Source organism: Mycobacterium sp. NGS50 (assembly GCF_059812545.1).
In genome coordinates this window covers 18,206-43,151 of record NZ_JCALCW010000043.1, presented here as the reverse complement: position 1 = coordinate 43,151, position 24,946 = coordinate 18,206, and the positions used below count along the sequence as shown (strand labels likewise).

Sequence of the window (24,946 nt, the reverse complement as noted above, 5' to 3'; positions counted from 1 at the left end):
TTCAACAGGACTACTGCATTCGGGTTGCCCGCAAAGGGGCGGTCGGCGAAGCAATCGACCTGAAAAATGCGCACGTGCCAATTTTGCCCCGCGAGCCGCCGCGACGTGTGTGCACACGGATCCGACCCCACCCCATTGAACATGGGCACATCCGGTCGCGCGGTTCGTGTGGTCGTCGGGTACCCATCGCAAGACATCCCTGACTTGTCAGACCCGAGTGCGATCCTTATGGCATGACCTCGCCCGTGGCCTTATCCAGCACCGATGTGAGTCCTGCTGCGCGGCTTGAGGTGCTGTTTGAGGAGTTGTCGGGGTTGATGGGTCAGCGTAATGCCATCGATGGCCGCATCGTGGACATTATTTCTGAGATCGACCATGACGAGTTGTGGGGTGCCACGGGGGTGCGGTCGGTGGCCGCGCTGGTGGCGTGGAAGACGGGGTCGTCACTGGCTAATGCCCACACCATCGCGGCGGTGGCGCACCGGCTCGAGTCGTTTCCCACCTGCGTCCAGGGGTTGCGGGAGGGCCGTTTGTCGCTGGATCAGGTAGGGGTGATCGCGCAGCGGGCCGCCGAAGGCTCGGATGAGCATTACGCGGAGCTGGCTGATTCGGCCACGGTTTCGCAGTTGCGTACCGCGATCAAGTTGGCGCCGCGGCCGGAGCGGGATCCGCAGCCTGCCCCGCCGCCGGCGATCACCAAGACCTCCCGCGACGCCGACGTCGATGTCTGGCGCATCACCTTGCCGCACGCGGAATCGGCGACATTGGAAGCCGCGCTGCAGTCCCATCGTGACGCGCTGATGGCCCAGTGGAGGCGCGACCGCGACGATGCCGGGGGCACGGCTGACCGGCATCCCCCGCTACCGTCCGCTGTCGATGCGTTCATGCGGCTGGTCGAGACCGGCTGGGACACCGAGGTACAGCGTCGACCCCACGGACAACGCACCACCGTGGTGGTTCATCTCGATCTCAAGGAGCAGATGGCCGCCCTGCATCTGGGCCCGCTGCTCTCAGATGCCGAACGCCAGTATCTGACCTGTGATGCCACCTGCGAGGTGTGGTTCGAACGCGACGGTCAGCTGATCGGCTGTGGTCGCTCCACCCGCACCATCAACCGTCGACTGCGCCGCGCCCTGGAGCATCGCCATCCCACCTGCGCGGTTCCGGGCTGCGGAGCCACCCGTGGTCTGCACGCCCATCACATCCGGCACTGGGAAGACGGCGGGGCCACCGACCTGAACAACCTGGTGCTGGTCTGCCCGTATCACCACCGCCTGCACCACCGCGGCATCTTGACGATCACCGGAGACGCCGACCACCTCGTCGTCACCGACCGCGACGGCCACCACCTGCACCCCGGATCACTGGCCCGCCCACCCACCAGCCCACCCCCTAGCGTGCCGCCCTACCCCGGACCGACCGGCGAACGCGCCCAATGGTGGTGGTACACGCCTTTCCAACCACAAGGCCCACCATCGACCAACTAGGTCGGAGCCTGCCGAGTTTCGGGGAGTGTCAGATAAACGGTGGATCTGGCTTGGCATTGGTTAGTCGCCAGTCGGAGTGATCCGGCCGTTGAAGGTGATCGCGAACGCATTGAGCGCGGGCTTCCACCTCATTGCCCATCGTGCCTTACCGCGGCCGGTGGGGTCTAGGGATCGGGTTACCAGGTAGAGACACTTCATCGCGGCCTGTTCGGTCGGGAAGTGCCCGCGGGCCCGAATCGCCCGCCGGTAGCGGGCATTCAATGACTCCACCGCATTCGTGCTGCAGATGACGCGGCGGATCTCGACGTCGTAGTCCAGGAACGGCACGAACTCGCTCCACGCGTTCTCCCACAACTGGGTGATCGCCGGGTACTGGGCACCCCATTTGGCGGTGAACTCGGTGAACCGTTCCTTGGCCGCGGCCTCGGTCGCGGCGGTGTAGACCGGCCGGATATCTTTGGCGATCTGATCCCAGTACTTGCGGGATGCATAGCGAAACGTGTTGCGCAACAGATGGATCACGCACGTCTGCACCACCGCCCGCGGCCACACGGTGTTGATCGCATCCGGTAGTCCTTTGAGGCCGTCGCAAACCACGATGCACGCATCGCCGGTGCCGCGGTTCTTGATCTCGGTAAGCACCGACAGCCAGAACTTCGCCCCTTCACCGCCGTCGCCGGCCCACAGGCCGAGGATGTCGCGTTCCCCGGCGCAGGTGACCCCGATGGCCACGTAGATGGGCCGGTTGCTGACTTGGCCGTCGCGGACCTTGACGAAGATCGCGTCGATGAACACCACCGGATACACCGACTCCAGCGGCCGGTTGCACCACTCAGTCATCTCCTCAATCACTTTGTCGGTGATCTTGGAGATGGTGTCCTTGGAGACGGTGGCGCCGTAGACGTCGTCGAAATGCGCCGCGATCTCCCCGGTGGTCAGTCCTTTGGCGGTCAGCGACAACACGATCTCATCGACCCCGGTCAGCCGGCGCTGACGCTTCTTTACGATCACCGGGTCGAAGGTGCTGTTGGTATCTCGCGGGACCTCGATCTCGACCGGGCCGATTTCGGTGAACACCGTCTTGGCCCGGCTGCCGTTGCGGGAGTTGCCGCTGCCGCGGCCGGCCGGGTCGTGCTTGTCGTAGCCCAGGTGCTCGGCCATCTCCGCGTCCAGCGCGGTCTCGAGGACGTTCTTGGACAACTGGTTGAGCAGGCCGTTCGGACCGACCAGCTCGATTCCCTGTTCCTTCGCTTGCGCCAGCAGCTGTTCAGCGAGCTGGCGTTGATCCACATCGATCGCCATGGATTCGAGTGTTTCGGACATCATCAGTCCTTCCCGCCAAGCTCACGCTCGGCGTATCAGACCAAGTCCAGATCCACCGTTGTTCCGACAGTCCCGAGTTTCGCTCTGCGGCACGGAGATCCGGAAACGGCAGACAAAGATGCGTGCCGCATACCACCAAATCGCCCACGTCTCAGAGCCAGTTGACGTGGCGCGCCCTCACCTCAGGACGCAGAGATATTGCCCGTTGAGCCGACAGTTCGATGGCGGCGAGTAGGTACCGCTCAGCACGCCTCGTAGACCCCCGGTGGCTGAGCCACCGGGGGCGATGATGCGATTCCAGTTCGCCGGGCTGACAACATAGTGCGTGCCATATTGGGTGAGGGTGCTGTTCCACGTGTGCCGGACGGATTCTCCCATCGGCAAGTCGAATTCGAGCTTCCAATCGGTGAGCGGCACCGTGCTCGAGTTGGTGATGGTGAAGTGGGCGATGAAACCGGTCTGCCAGGTCGACGTCACCGACAACGTGGCCACCGCCGCCACCGCATGAGCTACGGGGGCGACAGGAAGTCCGAGGATGGCGATCATCAACGCCGACACGGTTACGCGAAGCGCTGTACGCGAACGCTTCACGCGATTGCCCAGGCCAGCCATAGCCGCCCACCCTAAAGCCCAGTAGGCCATATCGGCCTGCGCATCGCGGGGTGGCTGCAGTACCTTTGCGCAACTGAAACCGTCTTGGAACCGTTTGGTGGCCGAGGCGCAGCTACGAACCGGCCCGCCGCTGCAGTGCTTCTCCGGCAGGCAACCCGTCGATGAAGCCCCCCAGGACAGTTCGACAGGTCTCGAGGCTGGCCGAATTGACCCTGTCCTCAATCGCGGTGTGCAGCTGGTCTTCAATCTCGCGGAGCCCGGGAAGCAGGGCCCGAGCAGCGGGTGTGATTCTGACCCATCGGGCGCGGTCATCATCGGGTGACGGCTCGGTGCTCAGCAGGCCGGCCGACACCATCCGGGTGACCAGACGGCTGGGGTGCTCCCCTTCGCACACCATCAGCAGTCCCAGTTCCCGGATGGTCAACGGTTCGCGTTCATCGAGCACGCTGATCGCCTCGGCCCATGCTGGGGTCAGCCCGAGAGGTTTGAGCGCCGCAGCGAATATCCGATTGCCTTCGCGCTGGGCAGCCAGAACCAAATAGCGCAGGTGCTCGCCCGGTCTCACTCCCCCAGCTTATCGACCGTCGTCCCCGCGGCGGTCAACCGACATGGCCATGATCGTGTCGTCGATGAAGTCCACGACGGTGTGCCCGTACAGGTCGGGATGGGTGAAACGGAACATGTGCCCGGTGCCCGGCAGGACCACCTCGCGCGCATCGGGAATGCCGGCGAGCATCACTTTGGCGGCGTCGTCACCCACCAACTTGTCGTCTTGTGGTGTGACGATCAGCGTCGGGACGTTGACCCGGTCCAGCCGGTCGCGAACGTCGAAGTCGATGACGGAGGTCACCCGCGCGGTGTAGCTGGATTGCGAGGTGTTCTCGACGAACAGCTGCCGATAGTCGTTCTGAGTCAACGGTATTTCGGCGTTGGCATCGAACTTCGACGCCAGCTGGTAGGCGTGGAACCGCAGGGTGCCCTGCCGGTAGAGCGGGCCTCCGGCAAAGCGTGACGCCCGCGAAGCGATTCGCTTCCACCGCGGCAGCGGGTTGGCGGCAAAGCCGCCGGACAACACCAGCGCGACCAGTCCCGCAGGCCGACGGGTGGCCAGTGTCACGGCGATCACCGCGCCGAAGGAATCCCCCACCAACACATAGGAGTCCAGGCCGGCGACCTTCTCGGCAACGAAATCGGCGTAGGCATCGACATTGGTGAGTCCTTCCGGAAGCCGCATCGTTCGGACCTCGCGTCCCGCAAACGGCTCGAGTTGACGATCCTCCCAGGGGGCTCCCGAGAAGCACGGAATGGTCACGATGGTGGGTCCGGTGGTGGGCATGTCAGGTCCTTGTCGTGTGTTCGATAGTGTATGACACAACATATATGTTGTGTCATAGATCGTCAATGGGTGCCGCGCCACCGTCCGGGATCTCCGCGGTGAGCCAGAGTGTTTGAATAGGCCGTGGCCAACCGCATCCAGTCGCTGCTCGGGGTCGACTACCCCGTCGTCCAGGCGCCGATGACCTACATCGCCCGCGCCGAACTCGCTGCCGCGGTATCCGAGGCCGGTGGACTCGGAATGATCGAAACCCTCACTCCCGACGGACGTGCCGACCTGCTGAGGGTGCGTGAGCTCACCGACAAGCCGGTGGCGGCGAACCTGATGATCCAGGGATGGAAAAAGGACCCTTCCATCGTCGACACTTTGGCCGAAGCCGGCGTGCGCCACGTTTTCACCTCCGCCGGTGACCCGGCGCTGTTCACCGCGCGGCTGCACGACGCCGGTATGACGGTCGTGCACGTTGTCGGATCACTCAAGGGCGCACACAAGGCGGCCGACGCCGGTGTCGATGCGCTGGTCGTGGAGGGCGTCGAGGGCGGCGGATTCAAATCACTGCTCGGTGCCTCGACGATGGTGCTGTTCCCCCTGGTCGCCGAAAACGTGAACCTGCCGCTGATCGCCGCGGGCGGCATGTGCGACGCAAGGTCGGCGGCGGCGTCACTGGTGTTGGGCGCCGAAGGGGTGCAGATGGGGACGCGGATGCTGGCCAGCCAGGAAGCCGCGGTGCACGCGAACTTCAAGGAAGCGATCGTGGCCGCAAACGACGCAGGCACAGTGCTTCTCGACCTTCCGGGCAATCCGACCATGCGGGTACTGCGGACCGGCCTGGCGGCCCGCGTCGCCGAACATGACCCGGCGGCCCAACTGCTGGGCAAGGTCACCCAGCTGTACTTCGACGGCGACATGGAAGCCAGCGTCGCCAACACCGGCCAGGTGTCGTCGCGGATTGTCGACCTCCCGCCGGTCTCGGAGATCATTCGCCGAACCTGGGACGAAATCGAAGCCGCATTGGACGAGGCCCGATCGCGGACCGGAAGCTTGTGAGCCTCATCGGCACCGCCTGACCGCTGGTGCCACCGGGTCACCGAACTCCCCCCGTCGATGAACCCGGGGGCCCATGATGATGCGATGGATCGCCAGAGTCGGATGAGCGGATCGTGACCCAACCCGCTGCGCGGCGCAACGGCGCGACCTCACGACTGCACCTGTTCACGGTGCTCGGCGTGACCGCCATCCCCGTCCTCGGCTGGTTCGCCCAACATTGGTCCGGCGCCACCACCCTGCTGGTGTACTGGTTCGAGAATGTCGCGATGTGCCTGTTCGTGATCGCCCGCATCGCCGTGCACCGGCGCTGGGCACCCAAATACGGCCACTTCCGCTATCGCGCGGCGCAAGCCGACGGCCCGGCGAACCAGTCATTCCTGGGCGGCTTCGCCCTCATCGGCCTGGCCTTCTGCGCTGCCCACGGGATCTTCCTGGGAGCCATCCTTGGGCTCCTAGCGCACAACCGGGCGCCTGACCTGCAGCTCATCGATCTCGACTGGCGCAGCGTCGGCTGGGGGTGCCTGTGCGTATCGCTGTTCCTGACACTGGATTTCCTGCTCGATCTGGTCGATCTGCGCCGATGGTCGTTCCGGGACCTCGAGCAGACTGCGAACATCGGACTGGGCCGGATCATGGTCGTGCATCTGACGTTGCTGCTGGGATTCGCCGGGATCGCTGCTACCGATGCGCCCAGCACGCTGTTCGGGGTGTTCGTCGTACTCAAGTCGCTGGCCGCGCTCAGCGCCGTAGTTCCGCAATGGGAGCCGGATCGCCCGCCCCGCTGGCTCAGCAACCTGATGAACCGAATTCCGAACGTGCATCCAGGTGAGCGCTTCGAGGATTTCTGGGTCCAGGATCAAGCCCGCGAGCGAGACAGACAGCGGCGCAACGAACAGCCGTGGCCGATCGCTACCGCCCTGCCGGATCCCGGACCCACCGGCCCTGGCGCGGTGCGCTGACCATCCGGGGCTATCCGCTCGAAATCCGGCGCGCGATCTCGCCATATCGCTCAAAGCGCTCCTGGTCACCGAGAGCGTTGTACAACACCAGACGAGTCGCCACTCCCAGGTACTTGTCGTTTAGCTTGTCTGCCAAGTCATCCCACGTCGACTCGGTCGCAAAAGCGGCAAGGTGATCGTCGGTGATCTGCGAAGCCATGCCCGCGAAGTCACCGGCCTTCTGCTTCTCGCGGATACGGGCGGTGGTGCCCTCGAATCCGGCCTCATCCCAGATGAAGGCATAGTTCGGGGTGCTGCCGTAGAAGCTCATGCTGGCGCGCACGAACTCCCGTTCCTTGTGGCGCTCCTGGTCGCTGTCACCCACGATGGTCATGGCGGGAACGATGACGGCAACGTCAGACGGTGCGCGGCCGGCCTTCTCAGCCCCCTGAGCGACCTTGGGCACGACGTGACGTGTCAGATAGCCGGGCTCGCCGAGCGGATGGACATGCACCCCGTCGGCCACTTCGCCGGCCATCCGCAGCATCCACGGATTCACCGCCGCGATATCGACTTTGGGGTCCGGCGCATCAATCGGCCCCGGGCTCCACTGCGGAGTGATGAAGTCGAGGTCGTAGAACTCCCCGTGATGATCCAACTTCCCCGATCGGAAGGCGGCAAAGCACGCCTTCACGGCCAGGACGTAGTCGCGCAGACGGGGTCCGGGATGATCGAATGCGGTGCTGTAACGCCGCACCACATGGGTACGGACTTGCGTGCCGATGCCGAGGCGGAACTTTCCGCCGGTCGCCTCCTGCAGTTCCCACGCCGTGGCCGCCGTGACGAACGGGCTGCGCGGGAACGCAACCGCGACGCCGGTCGAGAGTTCGAGACCGGGTGCGGCCTGAGATGCGACGGCGGCATTCAGATACGCGGTCCGACCGGATTCGGTGAACAGCAGGCCGGAAAAGCCCGCGGCCTGAGTGCGCCGGGCCAACTCGCCGATCTTGCCCAAATGCTGTGGCAGGGTCATCACGTCGACGTGCACGTTCAAAGCCTACGCGCGTAGGCCCCCCGTCACTCCCGAGCGGCCCCGGTACGCCGCCGGAGGTGGCGGGCGAAGAACCGCGCCGCGTTGTCGCGCTCGTAGTCGGGCACCTGGTGATGCAGGCCCGAGTGGGCGTGCAATGTCTTCTCCTTCGAGGCGAAGGCGTCGAACAACTCGACCGCGGAGGTGTGGTCGAATTCGCGGTCATCCCAGGGAATCCGATAATCGACCGGGATGGTGATCCGTGCCGCGGCTTCGATCAGGGAGTCGGTGACGAGAACCCCACCGAAGCTCACCGCGGCGATCCGGGATTCGACCGCCGCCAACCTCAGTCCGGTCACCACACCCAACGTCACGCCGGCGTAGCCGATCGGTGCCTCCACCCCGATCTGCGGCAGCGTCTGAAGTGCGTCCAGCGTCGCCCGCCATTCCGGTATCGCGCGGTCCGCCAGCGACATGCAGTAGTCGCTGGCGATCGTGGCGATAGGCTCACCGGCCGCCCGCGCCCGATGGATCGCATCGACCCACTGCTGATCCTCACGATTGCGCGGCCGATCACCGTGTCCGGGCGCGTCGATGGCGGCGACGGTGAACCCATAGCTGGTCACACAGTGGAGGGCGCTGGATATCAGGCCCGGTGCCTTCTTATGCATGCCCCCGGAGTGCCCTGCGAGCAGCAGTGGTGCCCCGGCGCTTCCGGACGTGGGCGACCAGAGCACACCGGTGATCTGACCCAGGATGAATTGACGTTCGATGACACCGTTCGACGATGTCTCAGAGGTGAATTGCATGGCGCTGCCTTTCGGGATTGCCTTGTTCGGGCGCTCCCGGCGACACCTACGTCTGTCGCTCGACCGTGAACACGAGTGGGAGCACCCACCGGGTTGTTGCGTTCATGGGTCTCACCTCCTTGCGTTCTGTCGCGGTCTCGCGCACGCTATCAACCCGAACCCGATCCCCTCAACTCATTTTCTTCTTGACCATCGCCGCCCGGATTCCCCGTGTCAGCTACCGGCGTCGCGGGCGCCCATGTCGCCGGTGGCCGGGATGCCCTCGGCGCGGCCATAACGCAGGTACACCACCCCGCTCGGACCGGCCACCGGCGGTTCCAGGAGCGTGAGGTTGGTGGGGACCGCGCCGCCGTCGAACACTTTCTTGCCCTCCCCGAGCACGATCGGATGCACCCATAGGTCGAGTCGGTCGAACAGCTTGTCCCGCAACAGGGTTTGCAGCAGGTTCAGGCTCCCGACAACTTTCACGTGCTGGTGTCGGTCACGGATCTCGCGTACCGCACCGGCCAGGTTCGGGCCGAGCTGACTGGTGCCGGACCAGGACAGGTCCGGTCTGCCGCGGGAGGCCACATACTTCGGGACACTGTTGAACAGTGCGCCGAACTCGTCGTCCTGGTCCGGCCAGTACCCCGCGAAGATGTCGTAGGTGCGTCGGCCTAACAGCAGGGCGTCGGTGCCCTCGTAGGCGCCGGCAACCTGAGCCTCGGCGACCGGGTCGATGATCGGGGCCTGCCAGCCGCCGAACGCAAAGCCCAGCGGGTCCTCGTCGGGACCGCCGGGCGCCTGCGCGACCAGGTCGAGGGTTGCGAACAGCGCGATGTGGATGAGCCCCATGGCGTACTCCGATGCGTTGGTTGGTTATCTCCGTCATGGGGTAGACCGGCGGGCGACGACAGACTCATCGCCGCACCGGCACCCAGTTTGGTGCGGGCGTCGCGGTCCGCGGCGCGTCTCCCGTCCCATTAGGGTCGGTGGTCGTGTCGTCGTCCCTGCTCGTGGCAGCGCTGATCGCCTTCGTCGCTACCACCATCGATGATCTGATCATCGTGACGGCGTTGTTCACCACGAACAGGGCCACCGGCCTCCCCCGCGCCGCGGTCATTGTCGCCGGCCAATACATCGGATTCGTTGCCGTGATCGGCATATCGCTGGCCGCCGCCGCCGGACTGCGCACGGTCCCCGATCATTGGGTGGGGCTGCTCGGGTTGGTGCCGATCGCCTTCGGTGTGCGCGGACTCTGGCACCTACGCCGGCCCGGCCAGGATCCCCCGCAGCTGGCGGCCGGCACCATCAGCATCGCAACCGTCACGTTCGCCAACGGCGCCGACAACATCGGTGTGTTCACTCCACTTTTCCGCAGCATGCACGTACCGGTCGCCATCACCACCGGCGCGGGATTCCTTGTCCTGGTGGGCGTATGGTGCGCTCTCGGCGCGCTGCTGGGCACACACCGCGCTGTCGTGGCCACCCTCGGGCGGATCAGTCACTGGGTGGTACCGGTCGTCTTTGTCGTCATCGGGGCGCTCGTCCTGATCACCACCGGAACGCTGCGGTTCATCACCACCGGGTACTAGCGGCGTTGCCGTGACCGCGCGTCAGCGAACACCGCACGGCACTTTTCGTTGCTTTCATAGATCCCCCGCGCTCCGCTGGGCGTAAGGGCACAACTCGGCATCCGGGACGCCGTTCGCGCGCAGGGGTTTTGCACCAACCCGTCAGCCTCCTGCCAGCTTTACCGAATGCGGCGAACGGCCGAAAAACTTGCCCGATTTCATCTGCCGATCAGCGCTCTTTCCCGACCGTGCGGGTGATAGCGTGTCGCCGTTGCCACGGGCTCGCCCGTCTGAAAATCAGGTTGGAGTTACCCCGCTATGTCACATCGTCGTGAAAGCATCGAACCGCCGAAAACCGGCTCGCGGCGCCGGATGGTTGCCTTCGGCACCTCGGCGGCCGCCGTCCTGACGTTCGGAATCAGCTCGCTGGCCGGCGCCCCGGTGGTGCACGCCGACCTTGACGACCTGATCGTGAATCTGTTCGACCCCACCGCGTGGGCCGGCCTGCTGGATCCCGGCAGCTGGGGTGCGATAGATGCCGGGCTGCCCGGGGCGACCGAGGCCCTCGGCGCGTATTCGACGGTGGATTTCGCGGCGTTGTTCGGCGGCGGTGACCAATTGGCTGACACCGGCGGCCTCGCCGGCGCCACCGAGGCTACCGGTATGTTCGGTGACCCCAACACCCTCGCCGAGGCCTTCCAACAAGACTTCTACCTGCCGTTGCACGAGTCCCTGGAAACGTGGCTGAACAGCACGGCCGGGCAACAGTTCGACGCCACGATCAATCCGTTGTTCGCCTTCAACGGCGCGTGCGGCCTGATCTGCGACGGCAGCGCCGGCACCGAGGCCGACCCGACCGGCGGCAACGGCGGGTGGCTGTTCGGTGACGGCGGGAGCGGCTGGAGCAGCACCGAGGCCGGGGTCGTTGGTGGGGCCGGCGGCAACGGCGGATGGCTGGGCAACGGCGGCGACGGCGGTGACGGCGGTGTGGGCGCCGACGGTGGGTCCGGTGGTGCCGGCGGCCACTTCATGGGCAACGGCGGCGACGGCGGCGACGGCGGGGCCGGGGCCGACGGGAGCGACGGTGGCACCGGCGGCAATGGCGGGGCCGGCGGCTTCGGCGGATACCTGTACAGCGACAGCGGCGCCGGCGGAAACGGTGGTCACGGGGGCACGGCGACCGGTGACGGCGGCACCGGCGGCGCGGGCGGCGATGGCGGGACCGGCGGCACGGCCCTCCACCGGGGCAGCGGATTCACCGTCGGCGGTATCGGCGGTGCCGGCGGCAACGGTGGCGAGGGAGGTACGGCCTCCGGCGACGGTGCGACCGGAGGGGCTGGCGGCTCCGGCGGCGCCGGCGGTGTGGGCAGTTTCTCCGATAGCCGCGGCGGCGGGATCGGTGGCAACGGTGGCGAGGGTGGCGCAGCCACCGGCGACAGCGTCACCGGCGGGGTCGGCGGCACGGGCGGCGCCGGCGGGATCGGCTCCGCGTTCGGCAGCGCCGTTGGCGGCGTAGGCGGTTCGGGCGGCGACGGCGGCACGGTCAACGGAGCCGACAGCAGCGCAGGCGACGGCGGTGCCGGCGGTACCGGCGGAATCGGTAGCTCGATGGGCGGTGGCTCCGGCAATACCGGCGGTGCGGGCGGTGACGGCGGCATGGCCACCGGAGCGGGGAGCAGCGCGGGCGACGGCGGCACCGGCGGGGCCGGCGGGATCGGCGGCGCCTTCAGCGGCCAGGACGGCGGCGACGGCGGGGCCGGCGGGCAGGGCGGCACCGCCAGCGGCGTCGGGAGCACCGCGGGCGCAGGCGGCACCGGCGGCAGCGGCGCCCTGAGCGCCGTCTTCGGCGGGCACGCCGGCGGCGACGGCGGCATCGGCGGTAACGGTGGCGACGGCATCGACGGTGGTGCCGCCAGCCACGGCGGTGCGGGTGGCGCCGGCGGCGGCAGCGGTGTCGGCAGCGGCACCAGCGGTCACGGCGGCGCCGGCGGCAACGGCGGTTCCAGCGACGGCGGCACCGGCGGCCACGGTGGCGCCGGTGGTGCGGGCGACGTCTCCGCGGGATTCGGCGCTGCCGGTGGCGGTGGCGGCGGCGGTGGTGGTGCCGGCACCGGTGGCGACGGTGGCGACGGCGGCGCCGGCGGCAATGGCGGCAGCGGCCTCGGTAATACGCCGGTGTTCAACACCACCATCCCCGCCGGCCTGGCCGGCGGTCAGGGTGGAACCGGAGGCACCGGCGGGGCGGCCAACGGCGGCATCGGCGGGACCGGTGGCACCGGCGGCGACGGTGGCCACGGCAACTTCGCGATCGGTCCCGACGGCAACTCAGCCGGCACCGGCTTCCTCGGTGGCAATGGCGGCAACGGTGGCACCGGCGGAGCCGGCGACGGTGGGACAGGTGGCGTCGGTGGTGGGGGTGGCAACGGCGGCGATGGCGCCACCCCGGCTTCCGGCGACGCTGTCCTCAGCACCGGCGGCAACGGCGGCGACGGCGGATCCGGCAGCAACACCACGTCAGGCGGCAACGGTGGGGCCGGCGGCGACGGCGGAAACGGAGCCCGCGGAGCCGCCGGTGGCGACGGCGGGGCCGGCGGCCAGGTCGGTCCGGAAGGTGACGGCAGCGGCGGAGCCGGCGGGCGTGGTGGCGACGGCAGCATCTCCACCCCCGGCCAGCCGGGCGGCGATGGCGGACCCGGCGGCGCCGATGGCACACCGGGCACCCCGGGCGCAGCCGGAACCTCCGGCGCCACTGGGTAACCGTTCCTCACCCCGCGGGCATCGCATCCGGCGGTACCGCAGCGGAGGGGATCCCTTTGCCGCCGGAATGTGTCAGCATTGACGGGTGAACCGACGGCACATCGCCCGATCTCTGGGCGCTGCGGTGGTGACCAGCGGGGCGGCGCTGCTCGGCGCATCGATCGATATCGCCCCGGCATCCGGTGCGCCTTGTCCCGACGTCGAGGTGACGTTCGCGCGCGCCACCTCCGAACCGCCCGGTATCGGCGGAGTCGGACAGGCGTTTGTCGATTCACTGCGCTCCCAAACCGGAGGAAAGGCCGTTGCGGTGTATCCGGTCAACTACCCCGCCACAGACGACTGGGCCCCATCGGCATCCGCCGGCGCCACCGATGCGAGCGCCCACGTCGAGTCCATGGCGGCGAGCTGCCCCAACACCAAGCTGGTGTTGGGCGGATACTCCCAAGGCGCGATGGTGATCGATCTGATCACCATCGCCCAAGCACCCGTTGCCGGGTTCGTCCCTGCCTCGCTATCGGCTGATGTTGCGGATCACGTTGCCGCCCTAGCTGTCTTCGGCAATCCTTCGGACAGGTATCTGGGGGCGCCGATCGACGCGGTCAGCCCCTGGTACGGGGCCAAGGCCATCGACTTGTGTGCACCCGGCGATCCGATCTGCACGCCCGGCGGTGCGCTGGCGCCCCCGACACCGGACGAGATGGTCTCCCCGGCACACCTTTCCTATCTGCAATCCCCGATGCCCGGTCAGGCCGCGACTTTCGTCGCGAGTCACCTGTAGCACTTAACTATTGCGTCGTCCGGTCAGGTTCTCCGGCGCCCAGGACGGCCAGGCCAGATCGCCGATCGGCGCGCCTCCCGCGAACTGGGCCACAATCCTGGGCCCGGCGGTGCGGGAGTTGTCGTACACCGTGGCGACATCGACCATTCCGATGGCTTTGGCGACCAACGGCCACAGCCGGTGGTAGCGCTCACGGATCTTGTCTTCGGGCACGTCGTGACCACCGGCGGCCACCCGGTAACGCACCCGCGCTACGGCGAGCTCTTCGGGGATCAGGACCGCGTGCAGCATCACGGTGTAGTCGTGGTCGCGGGCGGTGCGGATCACGTCGAGCTTGGACTGGTGGGAAAACACCGTCTCGGCGATGAACGAGCGTCGCTGTTCGATGAGCTTGGCCCAGGTCTGCGCGGCCGCCTTGGCGGCGTCGTACGCGTGGACGGCGATGGCGTCGGGCCAGCGCCGCTTGGCGATCTCGTCGGCGTTCACGAACACCGCACCCGGCAGCAACGGCGCCAACGTCAGCGCCACGAAGGTCGACTTGCCCGCGCCGTTGGGGCCGACGACCAGATCGAGCCGTCTCATGGTTGCCCGTCGGTGTCAGCGGGAAGTCTCGATGACCGTCGAGCTGCCATCCGGCCGGTACTCGACAAGTCGGCCCTGGTCGTCGAGGGCCACGGTGGTGACGCCGCGGGCGGCCAGCACGTCACCGTAGTTGGTCCGCGCCAGGCTCTCCTCAATGGACGCCGAGATCTCCGCGTTGAAAACCACGCCTTCCTCGACGGTCAACTCGCCGGTGTCCAGTTCGCCGGCCAAGGCCGCCTCGACTCTGCTGCGCGCCGCGGTCTGCAGGGCCGACACCGCACGGCCGACCCGCACCCAGTGGTCGAGCTGCTGTTTGGCCGACCTGCTTTGGCGGGCGCCCTCGGCGGCCGCACTGTCCACCAGGTCCGCGGCGAACCTGGTGACACGATCCGCAGTCTCAGGCATCAACAATCATCCCGTCTCGTAGCATATTGTAACGACCTATAGCAAAATGCTACACGCCCGTGCACACTGATGCTCATGACGATCAGCCACGACGTCAGGGCCGAGCGTGCCGCGCTCGCCGAGTCGTTGACCCAGGCCGGTGCAGCGGGTCGCACCGCGTGCGGTGAGTGGACGGCGCTGGAGCTGGCGGCCCACCTCGTCGGGGAAGAACGTATCGGGGGCGCAACGACTTTCATCGCCAGATCCCTGGTGGCGCGTGGCGTTGCGGTAAGGGGTACGCCGAAAATGGTCGAGAACGCCATCCGCATCGAACGCGGTCGCGGCTTCGCCGAACTCGTCGACCGGCTGCGTCGCCCCATTCCGGGGCTGCTGCTGCGGCCTCGAGTCGCGCCGTTGTCGCTGTTCGAGTACTGGACGCATCACGACGACCTCATCGGCCACCACGGTTTCGCCCATCCGGCGCCGGCCACACTTGTGCACGCGCTTCCGCTGCTGCTGCGTTATCAACTCAAGAAGCTGCCCACCGGAATCCGGGTGACGGTCATCCCCGCCGAGGGGGACTCCCAGTGGTCCGTCGGCCCCGCGTCGGGGCCCACGGTGACGCTGGCCGGCACCTGCGCGGACCTGGTGCGATGGCTGTCGGGACGACGAGCGCGCACCGACGTCACAGTCAGCGGTGAGGACGCTCATGTGCAGGCGCTCGGCGCCTTCGGGGGCCACGTGTGACGTCAGACCGGTCGATTCCAGATCAGCGCGTACCGGAACATCGGCAGCTGTTGCCAGCGCGCGCCGGGTAGCACCCCGGCACAGCGCCGAACCTGCGCGTAGGTGTGCGCAGGTGGCCACACTGTCGGGGCGCTGTGCTCCCAGTAGCCGCGCCGCCACGACAGCCACCGGTGCTGAATCGCGCCCAGTACGTTGAGGGCAAAGTCTTTGGGCCGGCTGGATCGCGCCAGGCCGATCACCACCAGGACACCGCCCGGGGCCGTGAGGTCAGCCAAACGTTGCAGCGCGGCAGGCAGATCGGGCAGGTGATGCAGGGCCGCGACCGACGCCACAACGTCGAATCGCCGGTCGAAGCCGTAGGTCATGACGTCGCCGAGAATCCACTCGATATCGCCCCGCTCACGGCGCGTCGAATCCAAGACGCAGTCGTCGACATCGATCCCCACGACATCGGGGAGGCGTCGGCGGAGATCGGCCGCCAACAAGCCGTTTCCGGTACCGACATCCAGCGCCGAGCGCGCCCGCGCGGGGACCGCGTCAAGCACGATCTGGTGATAGTGGATGTTGTGATTCCAGCGCGGCCGTTGAGGTTTGCGCATCACCCAACTGTAGGGGCTGTCGCGGCCTTCGCTCGCGGTGAACACCCGGGTCCGCCGATGGCGCTGGTGATACACACGCATCCATGACCACCGCCACCGACATCGAGTACCAGGCAGACGGCAAAACGATGATCGGCCGTGTTGCCGTGCCGGCCGGCCAGGGCCCATGCCCCGCAGTTCTCATCGCGCACGAGGGCCCCGGTCACCCCCACGTCGACGTCATCGAGGTCCCCGGGCTGCGCTTTGATGCGCTGTCCACGCAGCGGTCCTGGCGGGCGATGCTCGACCTGTTCGACGAGACGTTCCGCTGACGATCGCTCAGCGGATCGCCAGGCCGGTCAGTGCCCGTGAGATGACCAGCCGCTGAATCTCGCTGGTGCCTTCGAAGATGGTGAAGATCTTGGCGTCGCGGTGCATCCGTTCGACCGGGTAGTCGCGGGTGTAGCCGTTGCCGCCGAGGATCTGGATGGCCTCGTCGGTGACGTATACGGCGGTCTCGCTGGCGAACAGTTTGGCCATCGAGCCTTCCGCGTTGTCGAAGGCCATCCCGTTGCGCGCCATCCAGCCCGCCCGCCAGACCAGCAGCCGGGCCGCATCGATACGGCTTTTCATATCGGCCAGTTTGAATGCGACGGCCTGGAACTCGCCGATCTTGCGGCCGAACTGCTCACGCTGGCAGGCGTATTCGAGGGCATACTCGTAGGCGGCGCGCGCCACCCCCACCGCCATCGCCCCGACCGTCGGGCGTGTGCGTTCGAAGGTCTTCATCGCGGCCTGTCCCCCCGCGGACGATCCGGACTTGACACGCGCGACGCGTTCTTCGAACTTCTCCCGGCCACCGAGGATCAGATCCTCGGGCAGGCGGACGTTATCGAGGACGATCTCGGCGGTGTGTGAGGCGCGGATGCCGTGCTTCTTGAACTTCTGTCCCTGGGCCAGCCCGGGAGTGTCGGGCGGGAGGATGAACGTGGCTTGTCCGCGCGAGCCCAGCTCCGGATACACCGACGCGACCACGATGTGCACGTTGGCGATACCGCCATTGGTGGCCCAGGTCTTGGTGCCGTTGAGCACCCATTCACGGGTCGCCTCGTCGTAGTGGGCCCGCGTCCGGATGGCGCCGACGTCGGAGCCGGCGTCGGGTTCGGAGGAACAGAAGGCGCCGAGCTTGGGTTCCTCGGCGGTGCCGAACATCTCCGGGAGCCACTGGCCCAACTGTTCGGGAGTTCCGTTGCCCGCCAGGGCCGCCGCGGCCAGGCCGGTGCCCAGGATCGACAGCGCGATGCCCGCATCACCCCAGAACAGCTCCTCGAACACCGTCAGGATGCCCAGCCCGGAGGGTTCGGCGGCCTGGGCGATGAACAGGTCGGGCGAGTACAGACCGATCTTGGCGGCCTGCTGGATGACGGGCCACGGCGTCTCCTCGCGCTCGTCCCATTCGGCGGCGGCCGGGCGGACGACCTCGGCGGCGAACTGGTGCACCCAATCGCGCACCTCGATCACGTCGTCGCTGGGCTGTACTGAGAACGACATTGTTGCTCCCCCTGATATGTCTTCGTTTGCAGGTCATGCGGTGTTCGGGCGGCCCCACCCGGCCGGTGCACAGCCCGCGCAGGCGCCGACGAGTGGCATCGCCGGTTCCAGTCTCACCGCACCGGGAGCACAATCGCTTGGCCGCGCGGGGTGAATTCTGCCAGTAATTCATACTGACGGAATGAGTATTGATGCGGCGCGTTCGCCGCTGGTCCCGCCCGGTACCGCAGCCGCGCTCTACCGCATACTGCACACCGCCACCACCGACATCGTGGATGCCGTGGCCACCCAGCTGCCGATCTACGCCGAAGTCCTGCACGGTGAACTGGGCACCCGCGCCCAGGCCGCCATCAACACCATGTTGGGCGGTTTCCTCGGTACGGCTTGCGGGCCCGGGCCGGACCGGCAAACCGTCGACCTTGCGGCAGTGCAGCAAGCGGCCTTCAACCTGGGCCAATACGAGGCGCACATCGGGCGGCCCATCGACTCGCTCAACGCCGCGTTCCGGCTCGGAGCCCGTGTCGCCTGGCGGCATTGGAGCACCATCGTGCAGGACCACGACATGAACACCGCGGATATCGTGCGCTTCGCCGAGTTGCATTTCGACTACCTGGACGATCTGGCCGACGCATGCGTCAGCGGCCACGCCGACGAACTGGCCACCGCGAGCTGGCGACGCCAGCGCCAGCGCGAACAGCTCGCCGAGCAGCTGCTGCTGGGCGCCGGCCGCGAGGAGATCGTCGAAAGTGCCCGGCTGGCGGGCTGGCCGGCGCCGGACACCATGCTGGCGATCGTCCTTCTCCGCGCCGATAGCCACAATGTCGTCCCGTTGCTCGACGACCGCACGTTGCGTGCGGGCGACGACCTGCTGCCCGGCCCCGAACGTTCCGGTTTAACTACGCTCTTGACGCCGGTCACGGCCGCGGCACCGCGGACCGTTCTGCTGCGTCGCCTCGCCGGTGTCCATGCGGCGGTAGGCCCCGAACAGCCGTGGCAAGACGTCAAGTACTCCGCGGCGCTGGCTATTCGCGCGTGGAAGCACTGCGCGTCGGAGTCGTGGCCCATCGACACCGAGCAATCGCTGGGGGCATTGGTGATTCACGCCGACGCCCAGACCCGGGAGCGGCAACGCGCCGCCGCGCTGGCGCCATTCGACCACCTGCGAAGCGGCACCCGGCAACGCTACGAGGAAACGCTGCGCGCCTGGCTGTTGCACCAGGGCCGCCGCGAGAGCGTCGCTCAGCACCTGTTGCTGCACACCCAGACGGTGCGCTATCGGATGGACCGGATCCGCGAGATCCTCGGTGAGGACCTGAACGATCCCGATCGCGTCCTGGATCTGGTGATCGCCCTGGCGTGATGCAATCTCTGCCTAGGATTGCCGTCATGGCATCGCGCGACATCGACACGGGGGCAGCGTGATCGCCTTCGTCTGCGCCATGGCGATGGAGCTGCGGCCACTGCGCCGCCACCTCAGACTTCGTCGGACCGATCTGGGGTACGCCGGCCGTATCGGCGAGCGCGCGGTGATCGCCATCGTCACCGGGATCGGCACGGCACGCGCGCGGACGGCCACGGCCCGGCTCTTTGACGCGGTCGACATCGAGCGGGTGATCGTCGTGGGCATCGCCGGCGCTATCGAGAACGCCACCCCGATCGGCACACTGGTCATACCGGAACTGGTTCTGGACAGCGCTGACGGCTCGGTGTACCGGCCCGGCCCACTCGATCCCGTTGAGGCACACGGGACGATATGGACCACCGACGAGTTGGTCCTCGACCCCGCCGCACATGCCGACCTGCGGGCCCGTGGCGTCGTCGCGCTCGACATGGAGACCGCCGCGATCGCAGGCATCTGCGAAACCCGCTGTGTGCCTTGGTCGGTGGTGCGTGCGATCAGTGACCGCGCCGGCGACGGCAGTGTCGATGCGCAGATCGCCGGGCTCGGCCGGCCCGACGGCAGGGCCGATATTCCTGCGGCGATCCGCTATCTGCTCCGGCATCCCGGCGCCCTCCCCCGGCTGATCCGGCTGGCACACGGAAGCACGCTGGCGGCCAACCGGGCCGCCGCGGCGGCCGTGAAGGCCGTCGACCAACAGCGTGGGTGACGCTGGCCACTCGCCACGAATCCGGTCAAGGTAGCGTGCGGTCATGCCAGATCGCAATCGCCAATTCCTGCTGAGCGAGCGCCCCAGCGGGCGCATCGGCCCCGACACCTTCTCCCTCACCGAAGCGGCGATCCCCGAGATCGGCGACGGCGAGGCGCTGGTGCGTGTCCAGTGGATCTCGCTCGATCCCACCAACCGGGCCTGGATCAACGACATGCCCAGTTACCTGCCACCGGTCGGTATCGGCGAGGTGATGCGCGCCGGTGGCCTCGGTGTGGTGATCGCGTCGAACAACCCGGCCTTCCCGGTCGGCCAGACGGTCTCGGGTTTCGTCGGCTGGCAGGAATACGTCGTCATCTCCGAGAACACCATGCTGATGCCGATCGAGATCGCCGACGGCGTCTCCCCCAGCGCCTACCTCGGTGCGCTCGGGATGACCGGGGTCACCGGCTGGGTCGGCATCCGCGAGATCGGCAAACCGCAGCCCGGTGAGACGGTTGTCATCTCCGCAGCGGCCGGGGCGGTCGGGTCGGTGGCCGGCCAACTCGCCAAAGCGTCCGGTGCGCGCGTCGTCGGTATCGCCGGCGGACCGGAGAAGTGCGCCCTGCTCACCGAGCAACTCGGCTTCGACGCCGCCGTGGACCATCGGGCCGAGGATTGGGCCGATCAGCTGGCCGCGGCGACACCCAACGGCATCGACGTCGATTTCGAGAACGTCGGCGGCGACATCATGGACGCCATCTTCGCGCGCCTGAACATCCGTGCCCGGGTCGCGTTGTGCGGCTTGATCTCCGGCTACAACGACGCCGACCCGCCGCCCGGCCCCAAAGCATTCGCGAACCTGCTGGTGCAGCGGGCGACGGTGCAGGGCTTCATCATCCTCGACCACTTCGACAAGGCCCCCGAGGCGACCACCGAGATCGCCGGGTTGATCGCCGCGGGCAAGCTGACGCCGCTGGAGACGGTGGTGGACGGCTTCGAGCAGCTGCCGACCGCGATCAACATGCTGTTCGACGGCAAGAACGTCGGCAAGCTCGTCGTGAAGGTGTCCGACTGACGCTTCGCCGCCACCCAGCGGCGAAATTGCATACAGGTAGCCAAAGTTCGAGTGGCAACGTCCCTGGCTGCAATCTCGGCACTTAGGGTTCGAGCACCAGCTTCCCGGTCATCCGGCCGGTCTGGCTGAGCTGGTGGGCCTCCTCGGCGCTGGTCAGCGGCAGCCTCTGCGCGATCGCCACCCGCAGCGTGCCGGCGGCGATCGCGTCCACCAGCGGCTCCAGGCGCGCGCCGGTCGGTCTGCCCAGCAGACTCTTGGACTTGAACGGGGGCAGCAGAACCTGCGCGGCGGCGCCGGGTTCGTCGCCGGCCACCATGATGTGCCGGCCGCGCCGCGACAGCAGGGCCCGGCAGCCGAAACCCGAATAGCTGCCCACACAGTCGACGATGACATGAAACGGGCCGTGCTCTCGCGCCTGCTCCAGCGGGTCGGCGTGGCGGTAGTCCAGCACCACATCGGCCCCCAGATCCTCCACGATCGTGACGTTGTCCGTCGAGCAGACCCCGGCCACGAAGGCGCCCTCCAGCTTGGCGATCTGCACGGCGAGCTGGCCGACCCCACCGGAGGCCCCCAGCACCAGGACCCGTCGCTCATCGGGCTGTGCGGCGCGGATCCGGCCCAGCTCCACCACCGACATCCACGCGGTGACACCGGGAATGGGCAGGGCGCCGGCGACGGCGATGTCTACCGAATCCGGAAGCCGGCAGAGCTGGTCTTCGCGCACCAGCACGGTGTCGGCATACGAACCCCGCTGTCCGCGCGCGAAATTCGTGCCGCCCACCACGCGGTCACCGGGCCCGACGCGGGTCACCCCGGGGCCGATGGCGTCGACGACGCCGGCGAAGTCGACGCCGACCACCACCGGCGGTTTGGGCCCCAGCAGGCGCGCCGCCAGTCGTAGCGGACCGGAGCTGCGCATCTTCCAGTCCACCGGGTTGACCCCGATGGTCTGAACCGACACCACGACTTCGCCGCGCCCCGGCACGGGCGTGGGCAACTCCAGCAGTTCCAGCCGCTCCCCTACCGTCCAGCTTCGCTGCGCCATGGCTTTCATGCAGCTCAGCCTAGGTCGGTCAGTCTGCGGCGGCGGCCAGTGCGGCGTTGAACGTCTTGCTGGGCCGCATCACCGCGGCGGTCAGCTCGGCGTCCGGCTTGTAGTAGCCACCGATATCGGCCGGCGCACCCTGCACCGCGCCCAGCTCGGTGATGATGGCCTCCTCGTTGGCGGCCAGTGAGTCCGCCAGCGCGGCAAAGTGTTTGGCCAGCGCTTCGTCCTCGGTCTGGGCGGCCAGCTCCTGCGCCCAGTACATGGCGAGGTAGAACTGGCTGCCCCGGTTGTCGAGCTCACCGGTCTTGCGCGACGGGCTCTTGTTGTTGTCCAGCAGTTTACCGATCGCCCCGTCCAGCGTCTTGGCCAGAATCGTGGCCTGCGGGTTGTCGGCCTTGCGGCCCAGGTCGTCCAGGCTGGCGCCCAAGGCCAGGAACTCGCCCAGCGAATCCCAGCGCAGGTGGTTCTCCTCCACCAGCTGCTTGACGTGCTTGGGCGCCGAACCGCCGGCCCCGGTCTCATACAGCCCGCCGCCGGCCATCAGCGGCACGATGGACAGCATCTTGGCGCTGGTGCCCAATTCCAGGATCGGGAACAGGTCGGTGAGGTAGTCGCGCAGGATGTTGCCGGTGGCGGCGATGGTGTCCAGGCCGCGGATCAGCCGCTCGCAGGTGTAGCGCATGGCCCGCACCTGCGACATGATCTGGATGTCCAGACCCTCGGTGTCGTGATCCTTGAGGTAGGTCTGGACCTTCTTGATCAGCTCGTTCTCGTGCGGCCGGTACGGGTCCAGCCAGAACACCACCGGCATCCCGGACAGCCGCGCCCGGGTGACGGCGAGTTTGACCCAGTCGCGGATCGGCGCGTCCCGCACGATCGGCATCCGCCAGATGTCGCCGGCTTCGACCCGCTGGCTCAGCAACACCTCGCCGGTGGTCAGGTCGACGATGTTGGCCACACCGTCCTCGGGGATCTCGAACGTCTTGTCGTGGCTGCCGTACTCCTCGGCCTTCTGGGCCATCAGGCCGACGTTGGGAACGGTGCCCATGGTCGCCGGGTCGAAGGCGCCGTTGGTCTTGCAGAAGTTGATGATCTCCTGGTAGATGCGGGCGAAGGTGGACTCCGGGTTGACGGCCTTGGTGTCCTTCTGCCGTCCGTCGGCGCCGTACATCTTGCCGCCGGCCCGGATCATCGCCGGCATCGACGCGTCCACGATCACGTCCGAGGGCGAGTGGAAGTTCGAGATGCCGTTGGCCGAGTCGACCATCGCCAACTCGGGACGGTGCTCGTGGCAGGCGTGCAGGTCCTCGATGATCTCCTCACGCTGCGAGGCGGGCAGCGACTCGATCTTGTCGTAGAGATCGACCAGCCCGTTGTTGACGTTGACGCCCAACTCGTCGAAGAGCTGCTGGTGCTTGGCGAAGGCGTCCTTGTAGAAGACCTTCACCGCGTGCCCGAACACGATGGGGTGGCTGACCTTCATCATCGTGGCCTTGACGTGCAGCGAGAACATCACGCCGGTCTTGCGCGCGTCCTCCATCTGCTCCTCGTAGAACTCGCGCAGCGCCTTCACGCTCATGTACATGCTGTCGATGATGTCGCCGTCCAGCAGTGAGACCTGCGGCTTGAGCACGGTCGTCTTGCCGCTGTCGGCGACCAGTTCCATCTTGACGCCGCGGGCGCGGTCCACGGTCATCGACTGCTCACCGTGGTAGAAGTCGCCGTGCTTCATGGTGGCCACGTGGGTGCGCGACGCCATCGACCACTCACTCATGCTGTGCGGGTGCTTACGCGCGTACTCCTTGACCGCCTTGGGCGCCCGGCGGTCTGAGTTCCCTTCCCGCAGAACCGGGTTCACCGCACTACCGAGCACGCTCGAGTAGCGCTTGCGGATCTCCTCTTCTTCCTCGGTTTTGGGATTCTCCGGGAAATCCGGCACCTGGTAGCCCTTGCCCTGCAGCTCGCGGATCGCGGCCACCAGTTGCGGTACCGAAGCGCTCACGTTGGGCAGCTTGATGATGTTGGTGTCCGGCTGCTGGGTCAGCTTGCCGAGCTCGGCGAGGTTGTTCGGCACCCGCTGGTCCTCGGTGAGCTGATCGGGGAACTCGGCCAGGATGCGCGCCGCCACCGAGATGTCACTGGCCTTGACGTCGATGCCGGCCGGTTCGGCGAACGTTCGCACAACGGGCAGGAACGCGTAAGTCGCCAGCAGCGGCGCCTCGTCGGTCAGCGTGTAGATGATGGTCGGCTGCTCGGCGCTCATGCTTTGCTCTCCCGGCGTCACTGTCGATCACGATGTTTGCGGCGATCCGCGTTGTCACGGCGGCTACCAGTATCGCGTGACGCGCTGCGACACACGCGCCGGGGTTGTCTATTTTCGGGCTGAACGGGCTTACCTGGTCGCCTCGACGAAGTATCCCCGCGGCGCGTCCGGCTCGTCTGCCCGCGCCACCGGCGCAAACCACCGGTTCCACCGGGTACCCGGTTCGGCCACGTCGGTCACCACGGCCGACCAGCCGAGGTCTTCTGCCAATGCCCCCGGTGTGTCCGAGCCGAACAGCCATGGTGAGCCCTGGCGGGCCATGGATTGCAGCAGCGGGGCCATAAAGGCCGCGTCCAGCAGTGTCTTGCCGACGACGTCGTACAGCAGCACCGAGCCGGGCGCCGAGAGCGCGTCGACGCGTCGAAACAGCGTGCGCACGGCGTCTTCGTCGAGGTATTGCAGCAGGCCTTCGACAAGCCAGACGCTCGGTGTCCTCGCGTCGAAGCCCCCCGCCAGCAGTGCGCCGGGCCAGTCGTCGGCGAGGTCGATGCCGATCGGCACCCGCCGACAGCGTGGCTGGTGATCGGCCAGCAGATCCGCTTTGGCTTGGATCACCGCCGGTTGGTCCACCTCGTAGACGGTGGTGTGCTGGGGCCAGGACAGCCGGTAGGCCCGGGCATCCATGCCGGCGGCCAGGATGACGACCTGCGTGATCCCCGCGCGCAGCAGGGCCTCATCCCAGAAGCGGGTGCGGACCACGATTTGCCAGGTGGATTGTTCCCCGGCCCCGGCCACCGCCGCGGCCAGCATCCGCTGGCCCTGCTCCCCCGCCAATCGGTCCGCGAACGGGTCGCTGAACAAGGCGTCGTCGCGGGCCGATTCCTTGGCGCGGATCGCGGCTACCAGGATGGCGGTGCCGGCCACCGCTTCGCGGGTGCGGTACATGACGCCATCATGT

The 24,946-nt window shown here is 67.5% G+C and carries 25 protein-coding genes; 11 read left to right on the top strand and 14 right to left on the bottom strand.

Translation table 11 applies throughout. The annotated features are described in order from the left end of the window. Positions 1 to 233 precede the first annotated feature (233 nt). Entirely contained in the window at positions 234 to 1,487 is a 1,254-nt protein-coding gene (locus AC5Y36_RS23020) for an HNH endonuclease signature motif containing protein (protein WP_500043283.1), read from the top strand. 60 nt (positions 1,488 to 1,547) lie between these two features. On the opposite strand, the gene AC5Y36_RS23015 is transcribed toward AC5Y36_RS23020, so the two are convergent. From AC5Y36_RS23015 to AC5Y36_RS23000, 4 genes are all read right to left on the bottom strand, one after another. Then, complete coding sequence (locus AC5Y36_RS23015; protein ID WP_500043285.1) at positions 1,548 to 2,789, bottom strand: IS256 family transposase; 1,242 nt, start codon at positions 2,787 to 2,789, stop codon at positions 1,548 to 1,550. 198 nt (positions 2,790 to 2,987) lie between these two features. Further along, the gene (locus tag AC5Y36_RS23010; RefSeq protein WP_500043282.1) at positions 2,988 to 3,422 is read right to left on the bottom strand and encodes a cellulose-binding domain-containing protein; all 435 of its coding nucleotides are present in this window, start codon (positions 3,420 to 3,422) and stop codon (positions 2,988 to 2,990) included. Positions 3,423 to 3,534: 112 nt separating this feature from the next. After that, positions 3,535 to 3,987, bottom strand: a complete 453-nt coding sequence (locus tag AC5Y36_RS23005) for a MarR family winged helix-turn-helix transcriptional regulator (RefSeq protein WP_500043281.1) — start codon at positions 3,985 to 3,987, stop codon at positions 3,535 to 3,537. A gap of 9 nt (positions 3,988 to 3,996) precedes the next feature. Beyond that, positions 3,997 to 4,758, bottom strand: coding sequence for an alpha/beta fold hydrolase (locus tag AC5Y36_RS23000; RefSeq protein ID WP_500043280.1), 762 nt, complete (start codon positions 4,756 to 4,758; stop codon positions 3,997 to 3,999). A 123-nt stretch (positions 4,759 to 4,881) separates the two neighbouring features. Between AC5Y36_RS23000 and AC5Y36_RS22995 the strand changes: the two genes are divergently transcribed. Then, positions 4,882 to 5,805 (top strand): NAD(P)H-dependent flavin oxidoreductase, encoded by a 924-nt coding sequence (locus AC5Y36_RS22995; RefSeq protein WP_500043279.1) that lies wholly within the window; start codon positions 4,882 to 4,884, stop codon positions 5,803 to 5,805. A gap of 113 nt (positions 5,806 to 5,918) precedes the next feature. After that, positions 5,919 to 6,764, top strand: a complete 846-nt coding sequence (locus AC5Y36_RS22990) for a DUF6498-containing protein (protein WP_500043278.1) — start codon at positions 5,919 to 5,921, stop codon at positions 6,762 to 6,764. A 10-nt stretch (positions 6,765 to 6,774) separates the two neighbouring features. Here AC5Y36_RS22990 and AC5Y36_RS22985 read toward each other — a convergent pair whose 3' ends face one another. From AC5Y36_RS22985 to AC5Y36_RS22975, 3 genes are all read right to left on the bottom strand, one after another. Beyond that, a complete protein-coding gene (locus AC5Y36_RS22985; protein WP_500043277.1) occupies positions 6,775 to 7,791 on the bottom strand; it encodes a TIGR03617 family F420-dependent LLM class oxidoreductase in 1,017 nt (338 codons plus the stop codon). A 29-nt stretch (positions 7,792 to 7,820) separates the two neighbouring features. Beyond that, complete coding sequence (locus AC5Y36_RS22980; RefSeq protein WP_500043276.1) at positions 7,821 to 8,582, bottom strand: dienelactone hydrolase family protein; 762 nt, start codon at positions 8,580 to 8,582, stop codon at positions 7,821 to 7,823. A gap of 213 nt (positions 8,583 to 8,795) precedes the next feature. Continuing rightward, positions 8,796 to 9,416 (bottom strand): dihydrofolate reductase family protein, encoded by a 621-nt coding sequence (locus AC5Y36_RS22975; protein WP_500043275.1) that lies wholly within the window; start codon positions 9,414 to 9,416, stop codon positions 8,796 to 8,798. A 143-nt stretch (positions 9,417 to 9,559) separates the two neighbouring features. Between AC5Y36_RS22975 and AC5Y36_RS22970 the strand changes: the two genes are divergently transcribed. The 3 genes from AC5Y36_RS22970 (at position 9,560) to AC5Y36_RS22960 (ending at position 13,670) form a co-directional block, all read left to right on the top strand. Beyond that, positions 9,560 to 10,156: a cadmium resistance transporter gene (locus AC5Y36_RS22970; RefSeq protein ID WP_500043274.1), complete on the top strand. Its 597-nt coding sequence runs from the start codon at positions 9,560 to 9,562 to the stop codon at positions 10,154 to 10,156. Positions 10,157 to 10,453: 297 nt separating this feature from the next. Continuing rightward, a complete protein-coding gene (locus AC5Y36_RS22965) occupies positions 10,454 to 12,892 on the top strand; it encodes a PGRS repeat-containing protein (protein WP_500043273.1) in 2,439 nt (812 codons plus the stop codon). Between the two features lie 85 nt (positions 12,893 to 12,977). After that, entirely contained in the window at positions 12,978 to 13,670 is a 693-nt protein-coding gene (locus tag AC5Y36_RS22960; RefSeq protein WP_500043272.1) for a cutinase family protein, read from the top strand. Between the two features lie 3 nt (positions 13,671 to 13,673). On the opposite strand, the gene AC5Y36_RS22955 is transcribed toward AC5Y36_RS22960, so the two are convergent. Together AC5Y36_RS22955 and AC5Y36_RS22950 are read right to left on the bottom strand one after the other, a co-directional pair. After that, positions 13,674 to 14,252 (bottom strand): ATPase, encoded by a 579-nt coding sequence (locus AC5Y36_RS22955; protein WP_500043271.1) that lies wholly within the window; start codon positions 14,250 to 14,252, stop codon positions 13,674 to 13,676. Positions 14,253 to 14,267: 15 nt separating this feature from the next. After that, complete coding sequence (locus AC5Y36_RS22950) at positions 14,268 to 14,657, bottom strand: TA system antitoxin ParD family protein (protein WP_500043270.1); 390 nt, start codon at positions 14,655 to 14,657, stop codon at positions 14,268 to 14,270. Positions 14,658 to 14,732: 75 nt separating this feature from the next. On the opposite strand from AC5Y36_RS22950, the gene AC5Y36_RS22945 reads away from it, so the two are divergent. Continuing rightward, on the top strand, positions 14,733 to 15,383 hold the full coding sequence (locus tag AC5Y36_RS22945; protein WP_500043269.1) for a maleylpyruvate isomerase family mycothiol-dependent enzyme: 651 nt from the start codon (positions 14,733 to 14,735) through the stop codon (positions 15,381 to 15,383). A gap of 2 nt (positions 15,384 to 15,385) precedes the next feature. Here AC5Y36_RS22945 and AC5Y36_RS22940 read toward each other — a convergent pair whose 3' ends face one another. After that, positions 15,386 to 15,982, bottom strand: coding sequence for a class I SAM-dependent methyltransferase (locus AC5Y36_RS22940; RefSeq protein ID WP_500043268.1), 597 nt, complete (start codon positions 15,980 to 15,982; stop codon positions 15,386 to 15,388). Between the two features lie 83 nt (positions 15,983 to 16,065). Here AC5Y36_RS22940 and AC5Y36_RS22935 point away from each other — a divergent pair, with 83 nt between their 5' ends. Next, on the top strand, positions 16,066 to 16,293 hold the full coding sequence (locus AC5Y36_RS22935; RefSeq protein ID WP_500043267.1) for a hypothetical protein: 228 nt from the start codon (positions 16,066 to 16,068) through the stop codon (positions 16,291 to 16,293). 7 nt (positions 16,294 to 16,300) lie between these two features. Here the strand turns inward: AC5Y36_RS22935 and AC5Y36_RS22930 are convergent, their stop codons facing one another. Beyond that, positions 16,301 to 17,512 carry an acyl-CoA dehydrogenase family protein gene (locus AC5Y36_RS22930; RefSeq protein WP_500043266.1) on the bottom strand — a complete coding sequence of 404 codons (1,212 nt, stop codon included), beginning with the start codon at positions 17,510 to 17,512 and terminating at the stop codon, positions 16,301 to 16,303. A 181-nt stretch (positions 17,513 to 17,693) separates the two neighbouring features. Between AC5Y36_RS22930 and AC5Y36_RS22925 the strand changes: the two genes are divergently transcribed. The 3 genes from AC5Y36_RS22925 to AC5Y36_RS22915 are packed head-to-tail and all read left to right on the top strand — an operon-like array spanning position 17,694 to position 20,677. Then, entirely contained in the window at positions 17,694 to 18,872 is a 1,179-nt protein-coding gene (locus tag AC5Y36_RS22925; protein ID WP_500043265.1) for a PucR family transcriptional regulator, read from the top strand. Positions 18,873 to 18,930: 58 nt separating this feature from the next. Next, on the top strand, positions 18,931 to 19,620 hold the full coding sequence (locus tag AC5Y36_RS22920) for a phosphorylase family protein (protein WP_500043264.1): 690 nt from the start codon (positions 18,931 to 18,933) through the stop codon (positions 19,618 to 19,620). Positions 19,621 to 19,663: 43 nt separating this feature from the next. Next, entirely contained in the window at positions 19,664 to 20,677 is a 1,014-nt protein-coding gene (locus tag AC5Y36_RS22915) for an NADP-dependent oxidoreductase (RefSeq protein WP_500043263.1), read from the top strand. 82 nt (positions 20,678 to 20,759) lie between these two features. Here AC5Y36_RS22915 and AC5Y36_RS22910 read toward each other — a convergent pair whose 3' ends face one another. From AC5Y36_RS22910 to AC5Y36_RS22900, 3 genes are all read right to left on the bottom strand, one after another. Then, on the bottom strand, positions 20,760 to 21,731 hold the full coding sequence (locus AC5Y36_RS22910) for an NAD(P)-dependent alcohol dehydrogenase (protein WP_500043262.1): 972 nt from the start codon (positions 21,729 to 21,731) through the stop codon (positions 20,760 to 20,762). Positions 21,732 to 21,750: 19 nt separating this feature from the next. Further along, positions 21,751 to 23,988 (bottom strand): NADP-dependent isocitrate dehydrogenase, encoded by a 2,238-nt coding sequence (locus AC5Y36_RS22905; RefSeq protein WP_500043261.1) that lies wholly within the window; start codon positions 23,986 to 23,988, stop codon positions 21,751 to 21,753. 129 nt (positions 23,989 to 24,117) lie between these two features. Then, the gene (locus AC5Y36_RS22900) at positions 24,118 to 24,933 is read right to left on the bottom strand and encodes a class I SAM-dependent methyltransferase (protein ID WP_500043260.1); all 816 of its coding nucleotides are present in this window, start codon (positions 24,931 to 24,933) and stop codon (positions 24,118 to 24,120) included. Positions 24,934 to 24,946: the final 13 nt, after the last annotated feature.